This is a genomic window from Natronobacillus azotifigens, assembly GCF_026805325.1.
Taxonomy (GTDB): Bacteria; Bacillota; Bacilli; order Bacillales; family Amphibacillaceae; genus Natronobacillus; species Natronobacillus azotifigens.
In genome coordinates this window covers 1-21888 of record NZ_JAPRAT010000025.1, presented here as the reverse complement: position 1 = coordinate 21888, position 21888 = coordinate 1, and the positions used below count along the sequence as shown (strand labels likewise).

Annotated in this window: 23 protein-coding genes; 13 read left to right on the top strand and 10 right to left on the bottom strand. The window is 35.4% G+C overall.

What is annotated here, in order from left to right; translation table 11 throughout:
* Nucleotides 1-6: 6 nt before the first annotated feature.
* The 3 genes from OWO01_RS12135 to OWO01_RS12125 form a co-directional block, all read right to left on the bottom strand.
* On the bottom strand, nt 7-678 hold the full coding sequence (locus tag OWO01_RS12135) for a potassium channel family protein (protein ID WP_268780726.1): 672 nt from the start codon (nt 676-678) through the stop codon (nt 7-9).
* A 98-nt stretch (nt 679-776) separates the two neighbouring features.
* Complete coding sequence (locus tag OWO01_RS12130) at nt 777-2603, bottom strand: ABC transporter ATP-binding protein (RefSeq protein ID WP_268780725.1); 1827 nt, start codon at nt 2601-2603, stop codon at nt 777-779.
* Nucleotides 2604-2622: 19 nt separating this feature from the next.
* Entirely contained in the window at nt 2623-4374 is a 1752-nt protein-coding gene (locus OWO01_RS12125; protein ID WP_268780724.1) for an ABC transporter ATP-binding protein, read from the bottom strand.
* Nucleotides 4375-4833: 459 nt separating this feature from the next.
* Here OWO01_RS12125 and OWO01_RS12120 point away from each other — a divergent pair, with 459 nt between their 5' ends.
* Nucleotides 4834-5661 (top strand): mechanosensitive ion channel family protein, encoded by an 828-nt coding sequence (locus OWO01_RS12120; protein ID WP_268780723.1) that lies wholly within the window; start codon nt 4834-4836, stop codon nt 5659-5661.
* Between the two features lie 384 nt (nt 5662-6045).
* On the opposite strand, the gene OWO01_RS12115 is transcribed toward OWO01_RS12120, so the two are convergent.
* The 4 genes from OWO01_RS12115 to cbpB form a co-directional block, all read right to left on the bottom strand.
* Complete coding sequence (locus OWO01_RS12115) at nt 6046-6288, bottom strand: YkuS family protein (protein WP_268780722.1); 243 nt, start codon at nt 6286-6288, stop codon at nt 6046-6048.
* A gap of 211 nt (nt 6289-6499) precedes the next feature.
* Complete coding sequence (locus tag OWO01_RS12110) at nt 6500-7627, bottom strand: N-acetyldiaminopimelate deacetylase (protein WP_268780721.1); 1128 nt, start codon at nt 7625-7627, stop codon at nt 6500-6502.
* Nucleotides 7628-7760: 133 nt separating this feature from the next.
* Nucleotides 7761-8483 carry a 2,3,4,5-tetrahydropyridine-2,6-dicarboxylate N-acetyltransferase gene (gene dapD, locus OWO01_RS12105; protein WP_268780720.1) on the bottom strand — a complete coding sequence of 241 codons (723 nt, stop codon included), beginning with the start codon at nt 8481-8483 and terminating at the stop codon, nt 7761-7763.
* A gap of 73 nt (nt 8484-8556) precedes the next feature.
* The gene (gene cbpB / locus OWO01_RS12100; protein WP_268780719.1) at nt 8557-9027 is read right to left on the bottom strand and encodes a cyclic-di-AMP-binding protein CbpB; all 471 of its coding nucleotides are present in this window, start codon (nt 9025-9027) and stop codon (nt 8557-8559) included.
* Between the two features lie 428 nt (nt 9028-9455).
* On the opposite strand from cbpB, the gene OWO01_RS12095 reads away from it, so the two are divergent.
* Complete coding sequence (locus OWO01_RS12095; protein WP_268780718.1) at nt 9456-9920, top strand: YkyB family protein; 465 nt, start codon at nt 9456-9458, stop codon at nt 9918-9920.
* Here OWO01_RS12095 and OWO01_RS12090 read toward each other — a convergent pair whose 3' ends face one another.
* A complete protein-coding gene (locus OWO01_RS12090; RefSeq protein ID WP_268780717.1) occupies nt 9921-10301 on the bottom strand; it encodes a hypothetical protein in 381 nt (126 codons plus the stop codon).
* Nucleotides 10302-10413: 112 nt separating this feature from the next.
* Here OWO01_RS12090 and OWO01_RS12085 point away from each other — a divergent pair, with 112 nt between their 5' ends.
* Nucleotides 10414-11568 carry an aminotransferase A gene (locus tag OWO01_RS12085; RefSeq protein WP_268780716.1) on the top strand — a complete coding sequence of 385 codons (1155 nt, stop codon included), beginning with the start codon at nt 10414-10416 and terminating at the stop codon, nt 11566-11568.
* 75 nt (nt 11569-11643) lie between these two features.
* Here OWO01_RS12085 and OWO01_RS12080 read toward each other — a convergent pair whose 3' ends face one another.
* Nucleotides 11644-11811, bottom strand: coding sequence for an aspartyl-phosphate phosphatase Spo0E family protein (locus tag OWO01_RS12080; protein ID WP_268780715.1), 168 nt, complete (start codon nt 11809-11811; stop codon nt 11644-11646).
* Nucleotides 11812-12002: 191 nt separating this feature from the next.
* On the opposite strand from OWO01_RS12080, the gene lepB reads away from it, so the two are divergent.
* The 10 genes from lepB to OWO01_RS12030 all read left to right on the top strand — a co-directional run bounded on the left by lepB (nt 12003) and on the right by OWO01_RS12030 (nt 19515).
* Nucleotides 12003-12524 (top strand): signal peptidase I, encoded by a 522-nt coding sequence (gene lepB / locus OWO01_RS12075; RefSeq protein WP_268780714.1) that lies wholly within the window; start codon nt 12003-12005, stop codon nt 12522-12524.
* 28 nt (nt 12525-12552) lie between these two features.
* Complete coding sequence (locus tag OWO01_RS12070; protein ID WP_268780713.1) at nt 12553-13695, top strand: zinc ribbon domain-containing protein; 1143 nt, start codon at nt 12553-12555, stop codon at nt 13693-13695.
* Between the two features lie 21 nt (nt 13696-13716).
* A complete protein-coding gene (locus tag OWO01_RS12065) occupies nt 13717-14853 on the top strand; it encodes a S1C family serine protease (RefSeq protein WP_268780712.1) in 1137 nt (378 codons plus the stop codon).
* An 18-nt stretch (nt 14854-14871) separates the two neighbouring features.
* A complete protein-coding gene (locus tag OWO01_RS12060; RefSeq protein ID WP_268780711.1) occupies nt 14872-15612 on the top strand; it encodes a hypothetical protein in 741 nt (246 codons plus the stop codon).
* Nucleotides 15613-15758: 146 nt separating this feature from the next.
* On the top strand, nt 15759-16505 hold the full coding sequence (gene nfsA, locus OWO01_RS12055) for an oxygen-insensitive NADPH nitroreductase (protein WP_268780710.1): 747 nt from the start codon (nt 15759-15761) through the stop codon (nt 16503-16505).
* 106 nt (nt 16506-16611) lie between these two features.
* Nucleotides 16612-17073: a YhcN/YlaJ family sporulation lipoprotein gene (locus OWO01_RS12050; protein ID WP_268780709.1), complete on the top strand. Its 462-nt coding sequence runs from the start codon at nt 16612-16614 to the stop codon at nt 17071-17073.
* A gap of 11 nt (nt 17074-17084) precedes the next feature.
* Nucleotides 17085-17552: a stage V sporulation protein AC gene (gene spoVAC, locus OWO01_RS12045; protein WP_268780708.1), complete on the top strand. Its 468-nt coding sequence runs from the start codon at nt 17085-17087 to the stop codon at nt 17550-17552.
* Nucleotides 17552-18562: a stage V sporulation protein AD gene (spoVAD, locus tag OWO01_RS12040; protein WP_268780707.1), complete on the top strand. Its 1011-nt coding sequence runs from the start codon at nt 17552-17554 to the stop codon at nt 18560-18562. Before spoVAC ends, spoVAD begins: the two co-directional genes overlap by 1 nt.
* On the top strand, nt 18562-18912 hold the full coding sequence (spoVAE, locus tag OWO01_RS12035; protein WP_268780706.1) for a stage V sporulation protein AE: 351 nt from the start codon (nt 18562-18564) through the stop codon (nt 18910-18912). Before spoVAD ends, spoVAE begins: the two co-directional genes overlap by 1 nt.
* A gap of 312 nt (nt 18913-19224) precedes the next feature.
* Complete coding sequence (locus tag OWO01_RS12030; protein WP_268780705.1) at nt 19225-19515, top strand: hypothetical protein; 291 nt, start codon at nt 19225-19227, stop codon at nt 19513-19515.
* Between the two features lie 247 nt (nt 19516-19762).
* On the opposite strand, the gene OWO01_RS12025 is transcribed toward OWO01_RS12030, so the two are convergent.
* Nucleotides 19763-21541, bottom strand: a complete 1779-nt coding sequence (locus OWO01_RS12025; RefSeq protein ID WP_268780704.1) for a M3 family oligoendopeptidase — start codon at nt 21539-21541, stop codon at nt 19763-19765.
* Nucleotides 21542-21888 lie beyond the last annotated feature (347 nt).

Sequence of the window (21888 nt, the reverse complement as noted above, 5' to 3'; positions counted from 1 at the left end):
AATTGGTTAATCTTCTATAATGAGTTGACGTTCAAAACGAGATATATCTTTATCTGCACCAATTAAGATTAAAACATCATCTTCACGTATCATTTCAGAAGCCATTGGTGAAACATTAATATCTTTAGAATGCTTTGGTTTTATTGCGACCACGTTACAACCATAATTTGCACGTATATCCAATTCAACTAATGTTTTCCCAATTAACTTACTACTTGCCTTTATCTCCACAATGCTGTGATCATCAGATAATTCCAAGTGATCTAAAATATTATTGGAAATGATACTATGGGCAATTTTTTTCCCCATATCACGTTCAGGATGAATAACCTGATCTGCTCCAATTTTGTTTAGCACTTTTTCATGATAATCATTTTGAGCCTTAACTGTGATTTTATTAATTCCAAGTTCCTTGAGCATTAATGTTGTTAAAATACTTGCTTGAATATTTTCACCGATCGCTACGATAACATGATCTATATTACGAATTCCCAATTCTTTTAATACGTTTTCATCCGTCGCATCAGCAATTACTGCATGGGAAGCAATATTACGAAATTTATTCACTTTACTTTCTTGTGTATCAATTGCTAAGACTTCCATTCCTTCTTCACTTAATTCACGACACACACTGCCTCCAAAGCGTCCCAAACCAATCACCGCAAATTCTCTTTTCATGTTTCTTCCTCCCAACAAATCTTACTACGTTTAGTCTATCATATTCATTTCAAAAAAAGATAGCCTTCCCTAAAAAATAGGGAAGGCTTTTTCAATCATTACAAAACGTCAAGCATTTCAAATTGTGATTTAACTAATCCGTAATATTCTCCGCGATATGAGATAAGTTCATCATGGTTTCCTTGTTCGAGAATTTTTCCATTTTCCAGAACAATGATGTTATCTGCTTCACGAATGGTTGATAATCTATGGGCAATCATGATGGCTGTTCGACCATGTAATAATTTTTTCAAAGCTTTCTGTATTTTCATTTCAGCTTCTGTATCGATACTTGCTGTTGCCTCATCAAGAATCAAAATCCGGGGATCAGCCAATAATGCACGAGCAAACGAAAGTAATTGACGCTCCCCAGCTGATAAAATGTTTCCGCGTTCTTCTACCTCTGTATGATAGCCATCAGCTAAACGCAAAATAAAATCATGTGCTCCAACAACTTTTGCAGATTCAATGACCTCTTCATCAGTAGCTTCAGGTCGACCAAAGCGAATGTTATCCATAATAGAGCCAGAGAAGATAAATGTATCTTGTAGTACTACACTAATATTATTTCGTAAACTGTCCAATCGCATGTCACGCAAATCATGTCCGTCTATCCTTACAACACCTTTTGTTGGATCATAAAAGCGACTAATTAAGTTTGCAATTGTTGATTTACCAGAACCGGTATGGCCTACTAACGCCACCGTTTGACCCGCTTTAATATTTAATGATATTTCGTGTAAAGCAATTCGATCTTCATCATATGAGAATTCAACATGATCAAACTCAATACTACCCTTCATATCCGTAAACGATTTAGCATCCGCTTTCTCTTCTACATTCGGTTGTTCATCGAGAAATTCAAATATCCGCTCTGAAGATGCCATTGCAACAAGTAACTGATTATATATTTGTCCAAGTCGGGAGATAGGTTCCCAGAACATCCCTAAGAAAAAAGCAAAAGAGACAAAATCACCAATTTGTATCGTTCCATTAATAATAAGATGGGAACCATACGAGATTAAAATGACAGTACCCACGGCATTACTCATTTCAACGAATGGGCCGAAGTACGCACTTTTCTTCATTGCTAAGCGTTCCGTCTCAAAGTTATCCGAATTTACACCATTAAAAAATTCCGTATTTTCTTTTTCTTGTGAGAAAGACTGGGTAATTCGAATCCCTTGAATACTTTCGTTTAAGTGTGAATTCATTCTTGATTTTTGAATACGGACATTTTGCCACGTTTTTCGAATGTTTCTTCTTAATTTCGTGGAAATATAAAACATAATAGGCAAAATAACTAAAACAGCTAAAGCTAATTGAGAGCTTAGCGCAAACAAAATAATGACGATCCCCAATAACATAAGAATATCCATTAATAAGTTGATAATACCATTTGTGAATAATTCTTGTAATGAATTTACATCATTCAAAATACGTACCAAAATTGAACCTGCAGAACGTTTATCAAAAAAATTATGCGATAAACGTTGCACATGAGAAAATAGCTGTTTTCTCAAATCATGGATCGTACGCTGACCCAAGATATTCACTAACTTGATTCGATATCGATTGGCAATATAATTAGCTAAGTAAAGGAACCCAATTAATACTACCATGCTTGTTAATAAATTCCGATCCTCGTTCCGGATAGCTCGCTCAATTACAACCTGACCAATCATAATCGGTACAATTAGTCGAACGAGCATAGATACAAACATCGCAACCATTGCACCTGGTAATAAAGTTTTTGAATAGGGTTTGATATATTGTAACAGACGTGTCATTTGACGCCAGTTGAATGGCTTTTCTACTGCACGATCCAATGGATAGTAAAAACGTTTTAAATGTGTACTGGTAGTTACTGCTTCCTTATTTGACATGGTCTCACTCCTTCCCTCTCTATTGAACGGACCCCATTACCGCATGCTTATCTTGATATTGAATATCATAGATACGCTGATAGGGTCCACCATTATTTAATAATTGATCATGCGTTCCTCGTTCAACAATCGCTCCCTCTTCTAGAACAATGATTTCATCTGCATGTTTCAAAGAAGAAATTCGATGTGCAATAATAAATGTCGTTCTCCCTTGCATAACATCTTTAAGAGCTTTTTGAATTTTAAATTCCGTTTCCATATCAACTGCTGAGGTAGCGTCATCAAGAATCAAAATACTAGGATCAATTAAAAGCGCACGCGCTATTGCAATACGTTGGCGCTGACCACCTGATAACCCCATTCCTCTCTCACCTAACATCGTGTCATATCCATTTGGCAATTCCAATATGAACTCATGTGCTTGTGCTCGTTTAGCTGCAGCAATAATTTGATCCATGCTCGCCTCAGGACTACCATAAGCAATGTTTTCTTTAATGGTTGTGGAGAACAAGAAGGATTCTTGTAATACAAAACCAATATGTTTACGCAAGAATTTCAAATCGTAGTCTTCTGTAGGTTTTCCATCGATCAAAACCTCACCTTCTTGCGGCTCATAGAAACGAGTCATCAGTTGAGTAATACTTGTTTTACCAGATCCCGTAGCACCAATTAACCCAATAATTTTTCCTGGAGGTGCTTCGAAAGAAATATCTTTAAGTGCTGCATCGTCGTCCTCTGTGTATTTTAATGTTACATTCTTAAAGGTAACATCACCTTTGATTCGTTCACGAACAATAGCATCATCTTTTTCTTCAATATCTTCTGGAGCTTCTAGAATTTCTAATAATCTTTCCCCAGCAGCCTTGGCTTGTGAAAATTGGTTAACAATAAAACCAAGGTGCATCAATGGTCCGATAATATAACTAACTAAACTAAAGAATGCTACTAATTCTCCTAAACGCATATCTCCATTAATAACAAGTGAACCACCGTAAATCAACAATGCAATCATCGCGATGTTTCCGATAAACTCCATAAAAGGAAAATATTTTGCCCATATATTTGAGGTTTTAATATTTACTTCCTTATAATCTTGATTATTAACCGTGAACCTCTCAATCTCAAAGTCTTCTTTCGATAAAGATTTTACTGTATTCATTCCACTTACATTTTCTTGGATTCTCGTATTTAACTTCCCTAACGTTTTTCGAATCGAACGAAAAGCAGGATGTACTTCTTTATCAAATTGTTTTACTACGATAATAAGTAGTGGCATTACAGCCATTGTTACTAACGCTAATGGTACTGAATAATAGAACATTACAGTGATACTTGTGAGCATTAAGATCACAACACGAATAAGCTCTTTAAAGCCAGCAGCCAAAAAGAATTTAAACCCTTCTACATCCATTGTTAAGCGTGACATTAAATCACCTGTTCGCGCATTATCATAATATGTAAATGATAAGCTTTGCAATTTTTTATACAATGCATCACGCAGTCGATAGACAGATGAAACACCAAATAAATCTCCTAAATATTGCTGTGAAAAATTTGTCACACCTTTAACCATCATGATTAAAATAAATCCAATTGATAAATATGGAATAAGACCGTATCTTCCTTCGTCAATGACTTCATCGATTGTTAGTTGAAGAATAACAGGATATAAAACCGTAATTCCCGTTACCATAAGTACAAAAAATATTGAGTAAATAAAGTATTTCTTGTATGGCCAATAAAATTCTTTTAATTTTTTAAATGTCTCCATGATGTCTCCCTCCTCTTATGTGTTTCTCAAGAAGCAACCAATCCTTAGAACTCCCACTTTAAAACAAAATGTTTCGGTGTAAGTAATGGACAATAGCCCCCAATGGTGTTACGAACAATCAGTGGGAAAATCCAGGAAAAAAACCACTAATTGAAGTTTCACTTTATTCATAACTATTAATATATCGGGTTACGAAATAAATTTCCACCCTTTTGCCCTACTTTCTTTGAAAAAATTAAAAATCAGACTTTAGGCGGAAATAAGACCTCTATGTAAACTTTTGGTAAAAATTGTAGTGATAAGCTGAAATACTATCTCTAACGAACAATGATCGATGAGTTCATTAACAAAAATTTCGATGTACATAAGCAGGATGCTTAAAAAAATGGTTAATTGGGTATATAATGAACAATACTTGATAATAAGAACTTCATCTTAGAAAAGAAAGGAGAAATACATATGTATTTACTGTTTATTCAATTCAATAATTATTCCCACATCATTTTCACATGGGCATTACAAATTTTATTGCTTTTCATTGCGTATGCAATCTTTAACCCACTAGGAAAAAAACTAATTACTAGTGCGTTAAAAAAGTCAACAAAGCGTCAAAACATTTCGGAGGCACGTGTTCTCACTTTAGAGAAACTGTTGCTAAACATCTACTCTTATTTGTTAATTTTTATTTTCATTGTTATGTTGTTTGGGGTTTTCAATCTACCTTTAGGTCCCTTACTAGCTTCAGCTGGTGTACTTGGCCTCGCAGTTGGTTTTGGAGCCCAAGGATTAGTGAGTGATATAGTGACTGGATTCTTCTTATTACTCGAGAAACAAATCGAAGTTGGAGAATATGTGTCAACTGCAGGATATGAGGGCATTATTGAGGAAGTTGGTTTGCGTACAACGAAGCTGAGAAGCTTTGATGGCACATTAAATTTTATTCCCAACCGACAACTAGAAGGTGTAAGTAATCATTCTCGTGGAACCATGCGCGCTCTGGTCGATATCGGTATTAGCTATGATGAAAATATTGATCATGCTATGGAGGTACTTCAAACGGTTTGTACTCAGTTTCAGACAGATGAAAGATTCGTTGACGGCCCTTCTGTTTTAGGGGTACAATCTTTTGGATCATCTGATATCGTCTTAAGAATAATTGGTCAAACCCAAAACATGGAGCAATGGAGCGCCGAGCGGTCGATCCGAAAAGCTATAAAAGAAGCATTTGATCAAGCAAATATTGAAATTCCGTTCCCCCACCAAGTCAATATAATGAAAGAAAATTAATTCAAATTGTATGTAACAAAACGAAAGCAAGTGCTATAAAAGCATCTACGTTCATCTTGATTTCACTATAGCAAACATTAGTTTTTGTTAATATGCCGCCAAGGGTTAGGAGCTTTTATAACAAGACAAGAAAGTTCAAAAAAGTCAGCTTTATTTCGATATTTTTAGGTGTTTTATCATTAATCTAGTATAACAGTAGGTTCTGATGATTGCTTTCCCATATTTAAAACGGCAGATGACCACGAATGGTCATCTGCCGTTTCACTTATGGAAAAGTGTCACGCTAAAGCATGATATGCCAGCGTTCGCTTATCACCATCAGCCCCTTACAAATATAGCATCTTATTGTTTTTTTAAAGAACCAGATGGTCTTCACGGTTTATCTTAATCGATTTTATTGTGTACTTGTTTACATACCTGTTCAGCCGATTGGCCATCAGCATTAATTACAGAACCTTGATAACTAGAATCTTGCATACCCATTACATTTTTATCTTGACCAGAGATAACACAACAATCACATGAATGCACATCTGACTCTTCCTTAAGTTCTACTGTTTCGTACCCTTTTTGTTGAAGTGCCTGCGTCACGTCCGTCAAAGTTGATTCAACGCCTACTTTTTTCATCTCTCATTCCTCCTGGTAAAGTGAAACTTCAATCATAGGGGCTTTTCGAATTCACCCCCACTGATTGTTCGTTCAGCCATTTGAGGTGCTATCCTCCGTTACTCCCATTTCAACAACTTTTCTTTTTCTTGGTACAATGAATGGGATTGATACGGATGATTGCCCCAGGGTAAATAGCTTACATCACTAGTTTTAACCAGACAGAAAATGATTATACAAATTTAAGTTCGCGAATCGTTTGTTCAACCACATGCATTCCCACCTCAAGCGCAGATTCATTTGGATTTAATTTACTGTGGTGTAAACCATAAGCGGAATCAACCCCCAACCAAAACATGAATCCTGGAATGTCACGCAAGAAATAACCAAAATCTTCACCAGTCATCGCTGCACTAGCCTCTAACCACTTTGCTTTCCCGGAACTTTGTATAATTTGCTTAAATTGATCAACATACGCCTTGGTATTATATACTTGATAGTAATTCGAACCATAATCAATGGATATTTCGCAATGATGACTTTGCTCAAAACCTTTCACAAATAACTCTATTTCTGTTTTGATTTTATTTATTGTTGACGCATTAGCGGTTCGGATCGTCCCTTCTATCCGAGCATGCTCCGCGATTACATTTTGAACTGTTCCTCCAGTTATTTTTCCAATTGTAACCACAGCACTCTCAATTGGATCGACTCTCCGGCTGACAATTTGTTGAAGTTGTGAAACAAAAGTACTGGCAGCCACAACCATATCATCTGTCATATGAGGATAGGCTGCATGTCCACCTTTCCCTTTAAAATCAAGAAATAATTCACTCGTATTGGCAAATAATAGGCCCGCCCTACTAGAGACTATGCCTACAGGGAGCTCAGGTGAAATATGCAGAGCAAAGATATAATCCGGACGAAATTCAGCAAACAGTTCTGATTCCAACATTGGCAAAGCACCTCCAGGCCCTTCCTCTGCCGGTTGAAAGATAAACACAACGTCATCATCAATTGGTTGACTAGCCAATTGAAACAAAGCTCCTAATGCGATTGTCATATGAAAATCATGTCCACATGCATGCATGTACCCCTCATGTTTCGATTGATAAGAAAGCCCAGTATTTTCTTGGATAGGCAATCCATCCATGTCTGCTCGAAAACCAATTACACGTTTCGAGTTATTTCCGATAACTTTAACAAGAATACCCGTACGCCACGTTTCGATTTTTAGGTGTTCTTGAGGTAATTTTTTTAAAACTGTTAGCAAATATGTTTGCGTTTTTTTCTCTTGAAAACCCAATTCAGGAATTTGATGTAAATCCTGTCTGATTTTACTTAATCGGTTTAAGTCCATTAAACATCCTCTGCCCCTCTTATATATTTACAGGAAAAAGCAGGAGATTTGCTCCCCTGCTTTCGTTAACCTTAATTAATGTAGAACTTACTGATGTCCATTATTAATTCTAACTGTATTCACTCTTACGCCTTTATTCTGCTCCTAAGTTACGTAACGCTTGCATGATTTCTGTTTTTGATTTCGTTTGATCATCAATCTCTTTAATAACTTTAGCTGGTGCTCCTGCAACAACAGTATTCTCTGGGACATCTTTTGTTACAATTGCTCCCGCTGCAACAACAGCACCTTTACCAATTGTTACACCTTCTAACACTACTGCGTTGGCACCAACTACTACATCATCTTCCACGATAACTGGCTTGGCGGATGGTGGCTCAATAACACCAGCCAACACAGCTCCTGCACCAATATGACAATTCTTTCCTACGGTTGCTCGCCCACCTAGGGTAGCGTTCATATCAATCATTGTCCCTGCACCAATTACAGCTCCAATATTAATCATTGAACCCATCATAATTACCGCATTATCACCAATTTCGACCTGATCTCTAATCACGGCACCTGGTTCAATTCGGGCATTTATCTCTTTTAAGTCTAACGTTGGAATCGCAGAATTTCTACGATCATTTTCCACAACATAATCAGCGATTTTCTCTTCATATGTAGCTAATGCTTCTTTGACTACTTTCCATTCACCAAATAAAACACCAGTAGTAGACTGGACAAACGCTTGAATACTTGAACCAAAATCGATTTGATCTAAGTTTTCACCTTTTACATAAACCTTAACTGGTGTTGATTTTTCACTGTTTGAAATAAATGAAATTATTTCGTTTGCATCCATCATTTTCATCTTTGTCTTCCCCCTAAAAAAATAGTACGTCTAACTTTATCAAATTGTTCTTACTAATGACAAGTAGTATACCTTACTTATCATCAATTATTTCATTGAATAATGATTTCTTAACGTGAATGTATTTATTCAACTGCTTTAATACTGCTCGTCTTGTCACAATTCCATCAAAATATCCTTCTTGATCGACCACACAGACAAAGGGATAATCAATCACTGATTTTAAACAGGATAAAAAATTATCTGACTTTTTCAAGCATGGTATCTCTTGATTCACAACATCATTTACTCGCACTTCTGATAAACGTTCCATCTCAAATCGCTCTAAGCCTAATATTTTATCAAGTATGAGGTTTTTCCCTATAACGCCCTGGAATTTGTATGATATATCAAGTACAGGTACAGCCGAATATCCTGATTTAACTAATATTAACAACGCATGTTCCAATGGATTATTCATTTGAACATGCGCAACTTTTTCTGATGAAATCATTAATGATTCAGCCGTAATTTCTAATAACGGTAACTCTTTTATTTCTTCCATCTTGTACACTCTCCTTAACAAGCAGTTGAGGAGTATTTTCACGTTACACATCTCTATTATATATTACCATAAACGATGCCTAGAACAAATCTTTTTCACCTGTGGTCATACGTAAATTGTATTTTTTTCTGACTACGATTGTTCATGAGTACCGGAACTTCACCAGTCAAAAACTTTAGTTGTTCGCCCAGTTATTGTTATTCCTAAAGGGCTTGAAACCTTCAGAATAATAAAATCATGTACTCTAACTTAAATAACTTGAATATACTTTTTCTTTTAAATTTGGGGTCTAATCAATAGTTACTACGGGAGAAAATCATGAAGAGATATAGTTTTACTTTATAATCAATGGTAAAATATTGTGTAGGATGATAGTGTAAAATAGATATTAATTTTTGTGCTCACTGTTATAGAGAGGAGAAGTGTTCATGAATAAAGAGAGAATTAAAGAGATTGACGAAATTGCACAAGCGATATATATTATCAATCGACATGCGAAAACAGCGCTAAATCCTAAAGAGTTATATGATATGAAGAAACAAGCTATCAATAGATTACTTGAAAACCATATAGCTGAAAAAGTTGGGTTACATTTCTCAGAACAACCTAAATTAAGTAGACAACATTCCACACTACTTGTTCAAGTGGGGGATTATTATTTTCATATACCGCCTAAGAAAGAGGATTTCAAAAAAGTAAAGCATTTAGGAAATCTTGATCAAAACTATCGAAATCCCAAAACAAAAATGTCTTTAAGACATGCAAAAAAAATCATATGTAGCTATTTAGACATCCCCTTTCCAAAAGAACGGAAATCAAATTCTTCCTATTTCACTCCTTCATCTTTAGGGAAATGGAATTATTCTTACTATAAAAAAAATCATCGAAGATAACTAATTTGATTGTTTTTTCACTAACTTGAAATAGGAAAGAATTCTTTCTGCAATAATGAACAGACTTATAGCAACACCCAGGGTGAAAATAGACAAAAACAATGACATATTATCAATAAGTAGGCTGGATTCTGATAAAGACCGCATCTGATTCAATCGATAAAGACTTATAAAATTACTAAACAACAACATCGTTATTACATATGCCGAAAGATGGTACCACTTCAATCGTATCAATATCGTTATAATCGGCTTAACGATAATGTAAAGCATAATAAGTAAAAAAAATGCTAAAATAAAGTCAAATTGTTGATCAGATAGACCTAAAGAAATTAGTTGATCTTTTTTTATCCAACTTAATAAAACATGGATGGTGTTCATATGATCCCTCCTTATTTTCTTTTTTGTTGAAAACTAGCTTTGCCCTATTTTTTTATTCTTATTCATCCATCCAATTTTTTGGTTGTAAATATATACTATAGGAGGTACAACATTGGAACATCTTATCAACACGAGAGTTAAGAATATTGAGATTTCGGGAATTCGGAAATTTTTCAACCTTGTAAATGAAAAAAATGATATTCTATCTCTAACAATTGGACAACCAGATTTCTTCACACCAGAACATGTAAAACAAACTGCAATTCATGCAATTCAAGATAATCATACGAGCTATACTCCTAATGCCGGTATATTGCCACTTCGTAATGCGGTTAGCGAATACGTAAAAGAATTATATCAATTGGACTACAAACCTGAACAAGTTCTTATAACTGTTGGAGCATCACAAGCGATTGATATAACATTACGAACACTTCTCAATGCAGGTGATGAAGTACTGTTACCCGGACCTGTTTACCCTGGTTATCAGCCTCTGATTGAGTTAGCTGGGGGAAAAGCAACTTACATTGACACAAGTAATGATAATTTCAAGTTAACTGTAGATCAATTAGAAAAGCATATTACACCGAAAACGAAATGCGTGATCATACCTTATCCCTCGAATCCAACAGGAGTGTCATTAACCGAAACAGAACTACGTGGACTATCAGATGTTTTAAAAAAGCATCATATTTTTATTATTACAGACGAAATATATAGTGCTTTAACTTATCATGAAGATCACTTCTCCATGGCACGAATTGAAGAAATCAAAGAAAAAACCATTGTTATTAATGGCTTGTCAAAATCACATGCAATGACTGGCTGGAGAATCGGATTTTTATTAGCCCCTCAATGGTTAGCACCACATTTAACGAAGGTGCATCAATACAATGTTTCGTGTGCTACATCCATTAGTCAACACGCAGCACTCGCTGCTATAACTAATGGAAAAGACGATCCTATTCCAATGAAACAAGCTTATTTAGAACGGAGAGACTACGTTTATCAACGTCTTAAAAAGATGGGGTTAGAAGTAATTAAGCCTGATGGCGCATTTTATTTTTTCTTTAAAATAAACAGTGAATTATCATCTTTTGACCTCGCCCTAGAGTTGGTAAACACCGTAGGACTAGCGTTAGTTCCAGGTGATGCCTTTGGATCCTTTGGGGAGGGCTATATACGTCTCTCTTATGCTTATAGTCTCGAAACATTAACGGAAGGACTTAATCGTCTAGAAGATTATTTACAAAGATCAAAAAGGTGAAAAAGGAATAAAAGTGTGTGTTAAATTTTTCCTATCTTACAAAAAAAGAAACAAGTAGAAGCGAAATATTCGCCTCTACTTGTTTCTTTCTATCTCTTCAAATTCATTTAATAATATATCTAATTCTTGACTAATAATAATAGACTCTTCACTTGTAAAACCGCTGATCCTAACAATATTAACTAGTTTCTGTCTTAATTGTTCGATTTCGATAAGTAAATAATGCGCTTTTTCACTTGTCAAGTGAGTTACCTCCTGTTGTCGCATTTTTCATCAACGAATATACTATACTTACATAGATTATAGTAAACTACTTTCGAACTTTTATCAAATGTAGACATGAAGTATTCTTAACAACATTTATTGAAAGACTGTGTTAAAATAGGACATGTACGATAGAAACTTGTGATTTACGGTAGAGAGGACAGAAATAGATGTTTGAGAAACCTCATAACAAACTCTTAAAAGTTGGAAAAGTATTAATACTGATTCTTATCATTTATATTTTAATGCGGTCTTTCGTCTTTTCAACAGCAGTTGTTGTCGGTGACAGCATGTTCCCTACAATAAAAAACAATCAAAAAATCATTACAAACACATTAATATATTCCTTTAATGAACCAAGTCGCGGGGAAGTAATCGTTATTGATCGTGATGAAAAAGTTTATATCAAACGCATTATTGGATTACCTGGTGAAACCATTTCCATCATTAATCAGCAACTTTATATTGATGGTATTCCCTATCAACAAACGTTTATTACTGATGCACAAAGTTTTCGCACTCATGATGTTAATCCGATCAAAATACCTGATGGATATTATTACGTTATTGGTGATAATCGCAGAAATTCTAGGGATAGTCGTAATAGTCTCGGCTTTGTCTCCAAAAAAAACATTATTGGCAGAGCAGAATTTATCATTCAGCCACTTGTTGATTGGGCGGTAATTGAATAAAACTCCACTTCTAAGGCAGGTGAATACAATGGCATTTTGTCCATATTGTGGGAATAAAGTAAAAAATGACGAGTTATTTTGTGTATGTTGCGGAGAGGAATTGCCAAGCGATTTTGATCAACGAAAAGTCTCACGGAAAACCAATGTGAAACTGTTACTCCTTCCGTTATCTATCATCGTGTTTGCACTATTAATTAGCATTGGAATTCAATTTTACCTAAATAGTCGAATGAATCTTGCAACAAGTGCTTATCATAACGCTGAAGATCATCTTATTAATCAAGAATACGAACTTGCCTTTGAAGAATTGGAAAACGCCATCTCTTTACATGAACACTTTTCTTCCGCAATTGATTTGCATCATTTTAGTAAAATTGCTCTATCACACGAAGAATTAATGAAGCAAGAAGATGACCACCAATTACTCCTACAAAAAATCAATCAAACAATAAATGAATTACAAGCGTATACTGGTGAAGCTGTTGACTTATTTCAAGACAAACTAGTCCGTGATAGGACGGCAATTCAATTAGAGATTGTAAAGGAAAAACTAAACAACACCTCAAACTTGAAATCTCTTCCTCCCATTCTATGGGAAGCGGAAGGAATACAAGATCCTGAAGCATTTGAAATAGCCAGTTCGATTCGGGAACAAATTGTCGCGCACACGTCCTCTGAAGCAAACAAACTAGCTAGAGAAAAGCAATTCTCTAAAGCTTTAGAACTCGTGGAAAATGGCCTTTATTATGTACCCAATTCAGAAAAACTTGCTAGTTTAAGCACTTCCATTGCTAATGAAAAAACAGCCTTTGAGACAGCGCAAGAAGAAAGAATGGAACAAGCCGTGAGTGCCTATCAAGCGGAACAAGAAATAAATCTGAATGATGCAATTGAACTGATTGACATAGAAGTCAGCGAAAATAGTCGAGGAAATATTATTGTTGCTGGAGAAATAAAAAGTGTAGCCACTGTTCCTATCCATACGATTGCGATAAGTTATCATATTGAAAATAGTACAGATGAGCAAATCGAAACAAATGAAACATATGTATATCCTACAACTCTGTATCCAGGGGAAACCGGGAAATTCGATTACACGTATTTTAATCTAGAAGAATCCGTTCAAGACCTTGAGGTGGTCATTGATACGATCACTTGGTTTCTTGATTAACGATACCAAAGGAGAAACCTTATGTTAAAAAGGAAAAAAATAATGCTTATTGCTTTCATAACTCTTAGTTCTATCCTTGGCTTATTTGTCATCTTAACCACCTATCAAAATCAAGTAAACAAAGAGCTCGATCTAGAGAATGTTCTTGCTGTTTACAATTATAACAGTAATGAGAACAGTGATTTACAATCTATTATTCATGAAACACAAAAAAATGTCGTGCAAATTAATGTCGATACTCATTATAATGATCGCATAGGTTCAGGTTTCTTATATAATACACGTGGTGATATCATTACAAATGCTCATGTAATTCAAGACGCTCGATCGATTACTGTTACAATGGCAAACGCAGAAACATATCCTGCTGCAATCGTTGGGATTGGTGAAGAACAAGATATAGCTGTGATACGAGTTCCACAATTAATCAATCAAACACCGATGGAAATCGAGGTAAACGATCGACTTCCTATTGGTGCAGAAGTTCTTGCCGTAGGAAGCCCGTTAGGATTTCAAAATTCTGTTTCATTGGGGATAATATCTGGTATCAATCGCTCTTTTGAAATTAATGAGTTCTTGTATGACAACGTTTATCAGATATCTGCAAATATTAGACAAGGGAATAGTGGAGGTCCGTTAGTTGATACAAATACAGGTCGTGTTGTCGGTGTAAATGCTGCAGGGATTGATGATAGTGGAATTGCATTTAGTATACCCATTCAATCGATAATTGATGACGTGACCAACTGGTCTACTTCTGTTACGGATGAAGATTTAATTTTCCCAAATTATTCACGCTCACTAGTAAGAGAGCCTGATCTAATAAAAGAGGATGCTGATTACTTAATCAACTACTTCTTCGAAAGTGTATTGATGCGAGATTATTTAAACGCATATACACTATTAGGGAGTCAGTTACAAAGCGATATGGACTATTCGGCATTTCGCGGAAAATTTTCACATGGAAAGACATTAGAACTTGTTCAAATGGAAAGTGATTATATTGACGATAAAGAACACGTACTAGTGACTGCGGATGTGAATAAAACAGAGATTGATGATAACCGTCAATTATCCTCGATATATACTTTTATCGTTGCTTATGAGAATGATCAGTTAAAGATCATTGACTTTACAATCGAAACATCAACAACTTAATATTAGAGGTGAAGATACATGAAAATGAAAAAATTATTCTTTCTAATCTTTTTTTTCACTCTTCTTTTAATAGGGTGTTCCAATCAAGCTCCAATTATCGTACAGGAAGAAACGAATGTTGATGATGAAGACATCAACTTAATCGAACAAGAGAGTGAAGATGAGGAAGAAGTTCAACGGATTCTAGAATTCACTTTACCTATGCAGCAAATTTCATTGCATTTAGATCAAATACCGATTCTTAACAATTACTTAGCTAAGCATCAAAATCGGAAACAAGCGATTGAACAAATGGAGCTTACTCGCGTGATAGACAGCGAGGAGTTAGACAAGGTGGCTCCACTCTTCGTTTTATCTTTTGCTTGTGTTGATAACACATGTTCCTATTTACTATTAAATACAGAAACGGAGAGATCAAAATTATTGGCGGATAATGCTACTTTAAAATCGATAAATATCTCTCCTGATGAGGATAAGCTGTTACTCGTGTTTGAACGCCCAGGGGAATCAGAATTATGGACCAAGCAAAAAATCATTGTTTTTGATCTAAATACTTGGAATGCACTATCGTTAAATACTATTGATGAAACGAACTTCCAATTACATCAATTTCTTTGGCCCATTATTGAAGTCAATTGGCAAGATAACAAAACGATCACTGTAACACTTCCAGCTGTAAATGAACCGACAGATGAACAATTAAATACATGGTACGAATTATCACAGAACACACAAGAAGTTCAGGTCACATTTGATTAAAAAGACAAAAGTGCAACTTCAATCAGTGGGAGTTTAAGTTTCCTCATTGGTTGTTAGCTCTAAAGGAGGAACGAAAGCTGTTCACACCGGTATTCGGAGTACTAGCGTTTGTTCCTTCAGGAAAAAAATTAAAAGGAGAGAGTTAGATGAACGAAACAATAAAAACAATGGTAAATCATCGGACGATCAGAAAGTTTACTGACCAGAAACTAACAGATGATCAAATTCAACAAATTATTCAAGCTGCTAGTTTTGGCTCCACTTCAAGCTACTTAATGGCATACTCAATCATAGGTGTAACTGACCCTGAAAAAAAAGCAGCTTTGGCATCCATTTCTGGTCAACCATATATAGAGAAAAACAGCCATTTTTTACTTTTCTGTGCAGACTTTCATCGTCATATGATCGAGGCTTCAGATGATGAAAAAGCTATTATTTCTGAAAATGTTTCTAGTACAGAAAATTTATTAATTGCTACTGTTGATGCTACTATTGCCGCTCAAAATGCAGCATTAGCTGCTGAATCAATGGGCTTAGGGATTTGTTATATTGGAAGTATACGAAGAGATATGGATAAAGTAGATCAATTAATGAAATTACCAGAACATGTAATACCTCTGTTCGGTATTGCTATCGGTTATCCTGACGATAATCCAGAACAAAAGCCACGTTTACCACAAAAAGCTTTCTATTTTGAAAATGAATACGCTAATGATCAAATACAAGCAGAGCAATTAGCTATTTTCGATCAAAAAATTGAAGAATATTATCTGTCAAGAAGTACAAATAAACGCACGGATCACTGGACAAAACAGGTAATAGAAAACTTAAAAAAACCTAGAGGAGCAAGATTAACTCCCTACTTACAAGAAAAAAAATTCAATAAAAAATAAACCTTCTTTTTTGTAAAAACGTCAAAACTTATTGGCGTTTTTTTGTTGTATAAATTCATTCGTTTTTTCAAAAACTACAGGAAACAATGAAATGGTGGTGAAAAATATGAAAAATAAAATACTAATCCGTTTACTTGCTATATCGTTAGTAATAATAACTCTTGCTGCGTGTGCTGGTGTTGGGCTAACACTAGACGAAGAACCAATCAACCCAATTCAAGTGAGACAAATGAATTATGCTGGATACGAGCAAGAAGCGATCAATCGACATGTGTTAGATAAATTCGATTCCATTATCGAGGTCACAAGTGTGATGAACAAAGATGAAATTCTTCTAGCAATAAAGGCATCGACATTTGAACAATTCAATGAACAACAAATTGAAGAAAAAGTGAAAGATGAACTGAAAAACTTCGACCCAGACCTTAAGTCTACTGTATCTTCTGATCAAAAATTCTTTCTAGAAATTGATCGATTAAAATATCACATAAGGGACCAAAACCTCAATCAAGCAGAATTCGATGTTCAATTTCAAAAAGTTAAAGAGATTGTCACACCAAGAAATTAGGAGGGATAATAATGAGTTCCAATCGCAAAATTAGTAAGGAAGAGTATCAGAAATTAGCTGATAAACACGAAAAAAAGCGTCCGATAGTTAAAAATTGTATGATAGCCTTTTTTGTTGGTGGAACTATCTCTTTAATCGGACAAGTAATCAGTTTTATTTATATTTACTTTTTTGATTTTTCCGAACAAACTGTTGGTGACCCTACCGTCGCAACACTAATCTTCATTACAATGTTATTGACCGGTTTCGGGGTTTACGACAAAATAGCACAGTTCTCCGGTGCTGGCACTGCGGTACCCGTAACCGGGTTCGGTAATGCAGTTATTTCAGCTGCGATTGAACACCGAACAGAAGGCTTTGTTCAAGGGGTTGGTGGGAACATGTTTAAATTAGCTGGTTCTGTCATTTTGTTTGGAGTCTTTTCTGCATTTGTCATTGCATTAACCAAAACAATTCTTATTCAAATGGGGGTTATTTAGTGCTACTAGGACGACAAACATGGCTATTCAATCAAAAACCGAAGATTATCTCTACTGGAACAGTAGGAGGTCCTATTGAATCAGAGGGTAAACTTGCTGATGATTTTGATCTTTTGCACAAAGACTTGTTCATGAAACAACCTTCCTTTGAACAAGCTGAACAGCAACTCATTGAAGATGCTTGCAAAATCGCAATTCAAAAACAAAAAATGAGATTTGAAGATGTTAATTTTTTTCTAAGTGGTGATCTCGTAAACCAAATGACTCCGACGAATTTTGCTGCTCGAAATAATAAGATACCTTTTTTAGGTATCTCTAATGCTTGTGCAACCTCAACAGGAGCATTAGCTCTAGCTAGTTATTTTGTAGACACGAATGGAGCAGATTTTGTTCTTACTGGAACTGGTAGCCACCATGGCGCAGTCGAAAAACAATTTCGTTATCCAACTGATTATGGTGCACAAAAACCACCAACATCACAATGGACAGTTACAGGTGCCGGTGTTGGTTTGGTTAGCAAGATAGGAACAGGACCAGAAATAACGAGTGCAACTATAGGTAAAGTTGTAGATCTAAATCAATCAGATCCTTTGAACATGGGTGCAGCAATGGCTCCAGCCGCAGTCGATACAATAAGTACACACTTAGCCGAACGGGCAGTGGATGTTAATTATTACGATCTAATAGTTACAGGGGATCTAGGAGAGATAGGTAATTCCATTGCCCTGGAAATGTTACAAGATCAAGGCATTCAAATAAATGAGAATAAATTTAAAGATTGTGGGCTTATGTTATATAAAAGTAATCAAGAAGTATTTGCTGGTGGAAGTGGTGCCGGTTGTTCAGCCGTAGTCACTTATGGACATTTATGGAAAAAGATGAACAATAAACAATTAAATAAAATTCTTATCGTGGCAACTGGTGCGTTACTATCCCCACTTTCCGCTTCACAAAATCAATCCATTCCTACAATTGCCCACGCAGTTTCCATAGAGAACGGAGGGGTATAATGGTTTTTATTTGGGCATTTTTAATTGGTGGGCTTATTTGTCTAATCGGACAACTTATTATGGATATTTTCAAAAAAACACCCGGACAAACCTTAAGCATATTGGTTGTCATGGGAGCTATATTAGCTGGATTTGAACTCTATGAACCATTAATTGACTTTGCGGGAGCAGGAGCCACTGTTCCCATTACAAGTTTCGGCAATTCACTCGTTCACGGTGCTATGCAAGAAGCTGAAAAGTCTGGAATTATCGGGGTCGCGACAGGAATGTTTGAAGTCACAAGCTCTGGTATTTCTTCAGCAATCGTGTTTGGTATGATTGGAGCATTGATTTTTAAACCTAAAGGGTAAGAGGTAACATGTAAGAACTTTACTTATAGATAGACCTTCGGCATGACGGGAATCGTCATGCCCCTTTAAAATATTTAAGCACTCGTTAATAACCTATAACAAGGTTAATTTGCTATTGAATTCTAGGTTCATCACAAACATCTTAATCGTTTAGTTTATTTTGAACAGGTGTTATTCTGAATTCCCTTTGTTTCTCAAACTGTTCCATATGTTAAACAACCTATCTTTATTTGCATTGAAAACAATTTGATTCTGTCCGGATTACCAATCATAATGAATGTAGTGGAAAAAACTTCGAATAAGGATGATTAGATGTCATTAGATGTTCAAACATTATGCTATTTCACTACAGACCGGAATATTATTAACAATCAAGTAGTAATAGAAGAATTTACACACGAATTGTTCCTTGGTGAAAACGAACTTACAACTTCAAATGGTAAGGTATATCCGTACACCCAGTTATATGATTGTTGCTATCGACAATTGTCAGGCACAATATATTTTTTACAATTGTATACCATAAGTGGAATTATCACCTTTCAAACGAACCAAAATCCCAAATCATTCATTGATGCTATTTTTGCTAAAAAAGGTTTATAATAAAAGAACGCAAAAAAAGTGAGGAATGTCCCCACTATTTTTTTGCATGCTATAAAGTGAAACTTCAATCAGTGGGGGTTTTTAGGTATTCCCCCACTGATTGTTAGTCCTAAAGGATGACCTAAAGGCCTTTGAACCATTCGGGGTGCTAGCATCCGTTACTCCCACTTAAACAACTTGATATTCTTGTTGTTTTGAAGTGGGAGTCTTACGGACGGTTGCTCCGAGATAAAATTTATTCACTGGATTACTTTGTAAGCATTAGAAATGTTTCGACATCTTTCACACACAAATCGATAGCATTTTGCCAAAAAGTTGGCTCTTCCAAATTCACTTGTAAATGCTTCTCTGCCAGTTGTTCTGCTGTCATTCGCCCAGTATCTTTTAATAGTTCGTCATAAAATGAAGAGAAATCCGCTTGGTTTTCTTGTGCATAAGCATAGATACCTAAACTAAATAAATATCCAAATGTATATGGAAAATTGTAAAAAGGAACTCCAGTAATGTGGAAATGTAATTTGGAAGCCCAGAAAGTAGGATGATAAGATGCTAATTGATCACCATATGCTTCTTTTTGTGCCTCTTCCATTAACTGATTCAGTTGATCAGTTGATACATATCCTTCTTTGCGTGCTTCATAGAAACGAGTTTCAAACAAGAAACGGGCATGTATATTCATGAAAAATGCAATGCTTCGTTGAATTTTATCTTCTAATAATGCAATTTTCTCTTCCTTTGATGATGCCTCTTTAACAGCTGCATCAGCAACGATCATCTCAGCCAGCGTAGACGCTGTTTCTGCAACATTCATTGCATAGTCTTGATTTAGCACGTCCAACTCATCCATTACATGTTGATGATATCCATGACCTAATTCGTGAGCTAACGTCGCAACGTTCGAAGCACTTCCAGCATAAGTCATGAATATTCGTGTTTGTTTACTTTTTGGAAAACTTGTACAAAACCCACCTGGTCGTTTCCCTGAACGATCTTCTGCTTCAATCCACGATTCTTCAAAAGCTCGCTTTGAAAATTTCGCCATCCGTTCACTAAATTTACTAAATTGTGCTACAATTGTTTTTGCTGCTGTTTGATAATCGACAGTTTTAGTTTCAGTTGATATCGGAGCTTCTAAATCAAACCAATCAAGTTTTTCAATACCAAACAAATCAGCTTTTCTTTGTAAATAATCATAAAAAGCAGGTTTATTCGCTGTAATTGTATCCCACATTGTAGTTAGCGTTTGTTTGGACATCCGGTTATATGATAAAGGTTCTTTTAATACATCACCCCAACCTCGATGTGCATATGTTTGTACACGAAAACCAGCTAAGTGATTTAAAGTATCTGTGAATAAGTCTGTTTCTTTAAACCAGGCTTGTTCTAATTTTTCAAATGCTTTTTCCCTCACTTCACGGTTACTATCACTTAATTTGTTAGTAACCTGTTCTACCGATAAGCTATGATCATCCCAAGGGATAGAGATCTTTCCAACAATATTATTATACATTTCCCCCCATGCATGATATCCATCTACAGATAAATCTTTTAGCAACGCTTCCTGTTCCGCTGGAAGCTTATCTTTTGCTTGATCACGATGTTCATTTAATATGAAAGTAATTGGTTTAATAGAAGGATCTTCCAATAATTCACCCCAACGTTGCTCTGGAATTTCTGCTAAGGCCAAATCAAAATTCGTAATTAATTTTCCAAATTGTGCAGCGAGGCTACTTCTTCTCCCTGCTAATAATTTGGCTTCTTTATCCGTAACATCTTGCGCTAACAAACAACTAATAAACGCACCTATTTCACCAATATGTACTCTTGCGATTCGAATATGTTCTACTAATTCGGCAAATTCAGTATTCGTTATTTTTGCTGGCTGATCAGTAAAACGGTTTACGTTTTCAGTTAACTCAGTTAAACTTTGTTCAGTTTCTTGAAAATATGCTTTTAATTCAGTAGATCCGCTTCCTCCCGAAAAAACCGAATCCAAATCCCATACTTGCTTTAAATCTTCTTTCATTTCATCCACTCCTCTTTACTGTTGTTATCATTTATTTTACTATATTTTTTCGGTATCCGAAATACCTTTGTATGAATCGGTATATTTTCAATCGAAGAATGGCCCACGTCAAACTACTTACATTCAATAAGATAAACCGGGCTAAATACAGCCCGGTCCTTTTAAAAAATAATAGGAAGCTATCTTTACAATAAGTAAAACCGAGGAGGTTGACGCAGTTCTTATTTTGAGTATAAAAAAGACAGTTACCTCAACTTAATGGTAACTGTGCCTTTTTTATTATCATCACGGAACAATCAATGAGAGAATGCTTAAAAACCTCTATGATTAATGTTTCCTTTATATGA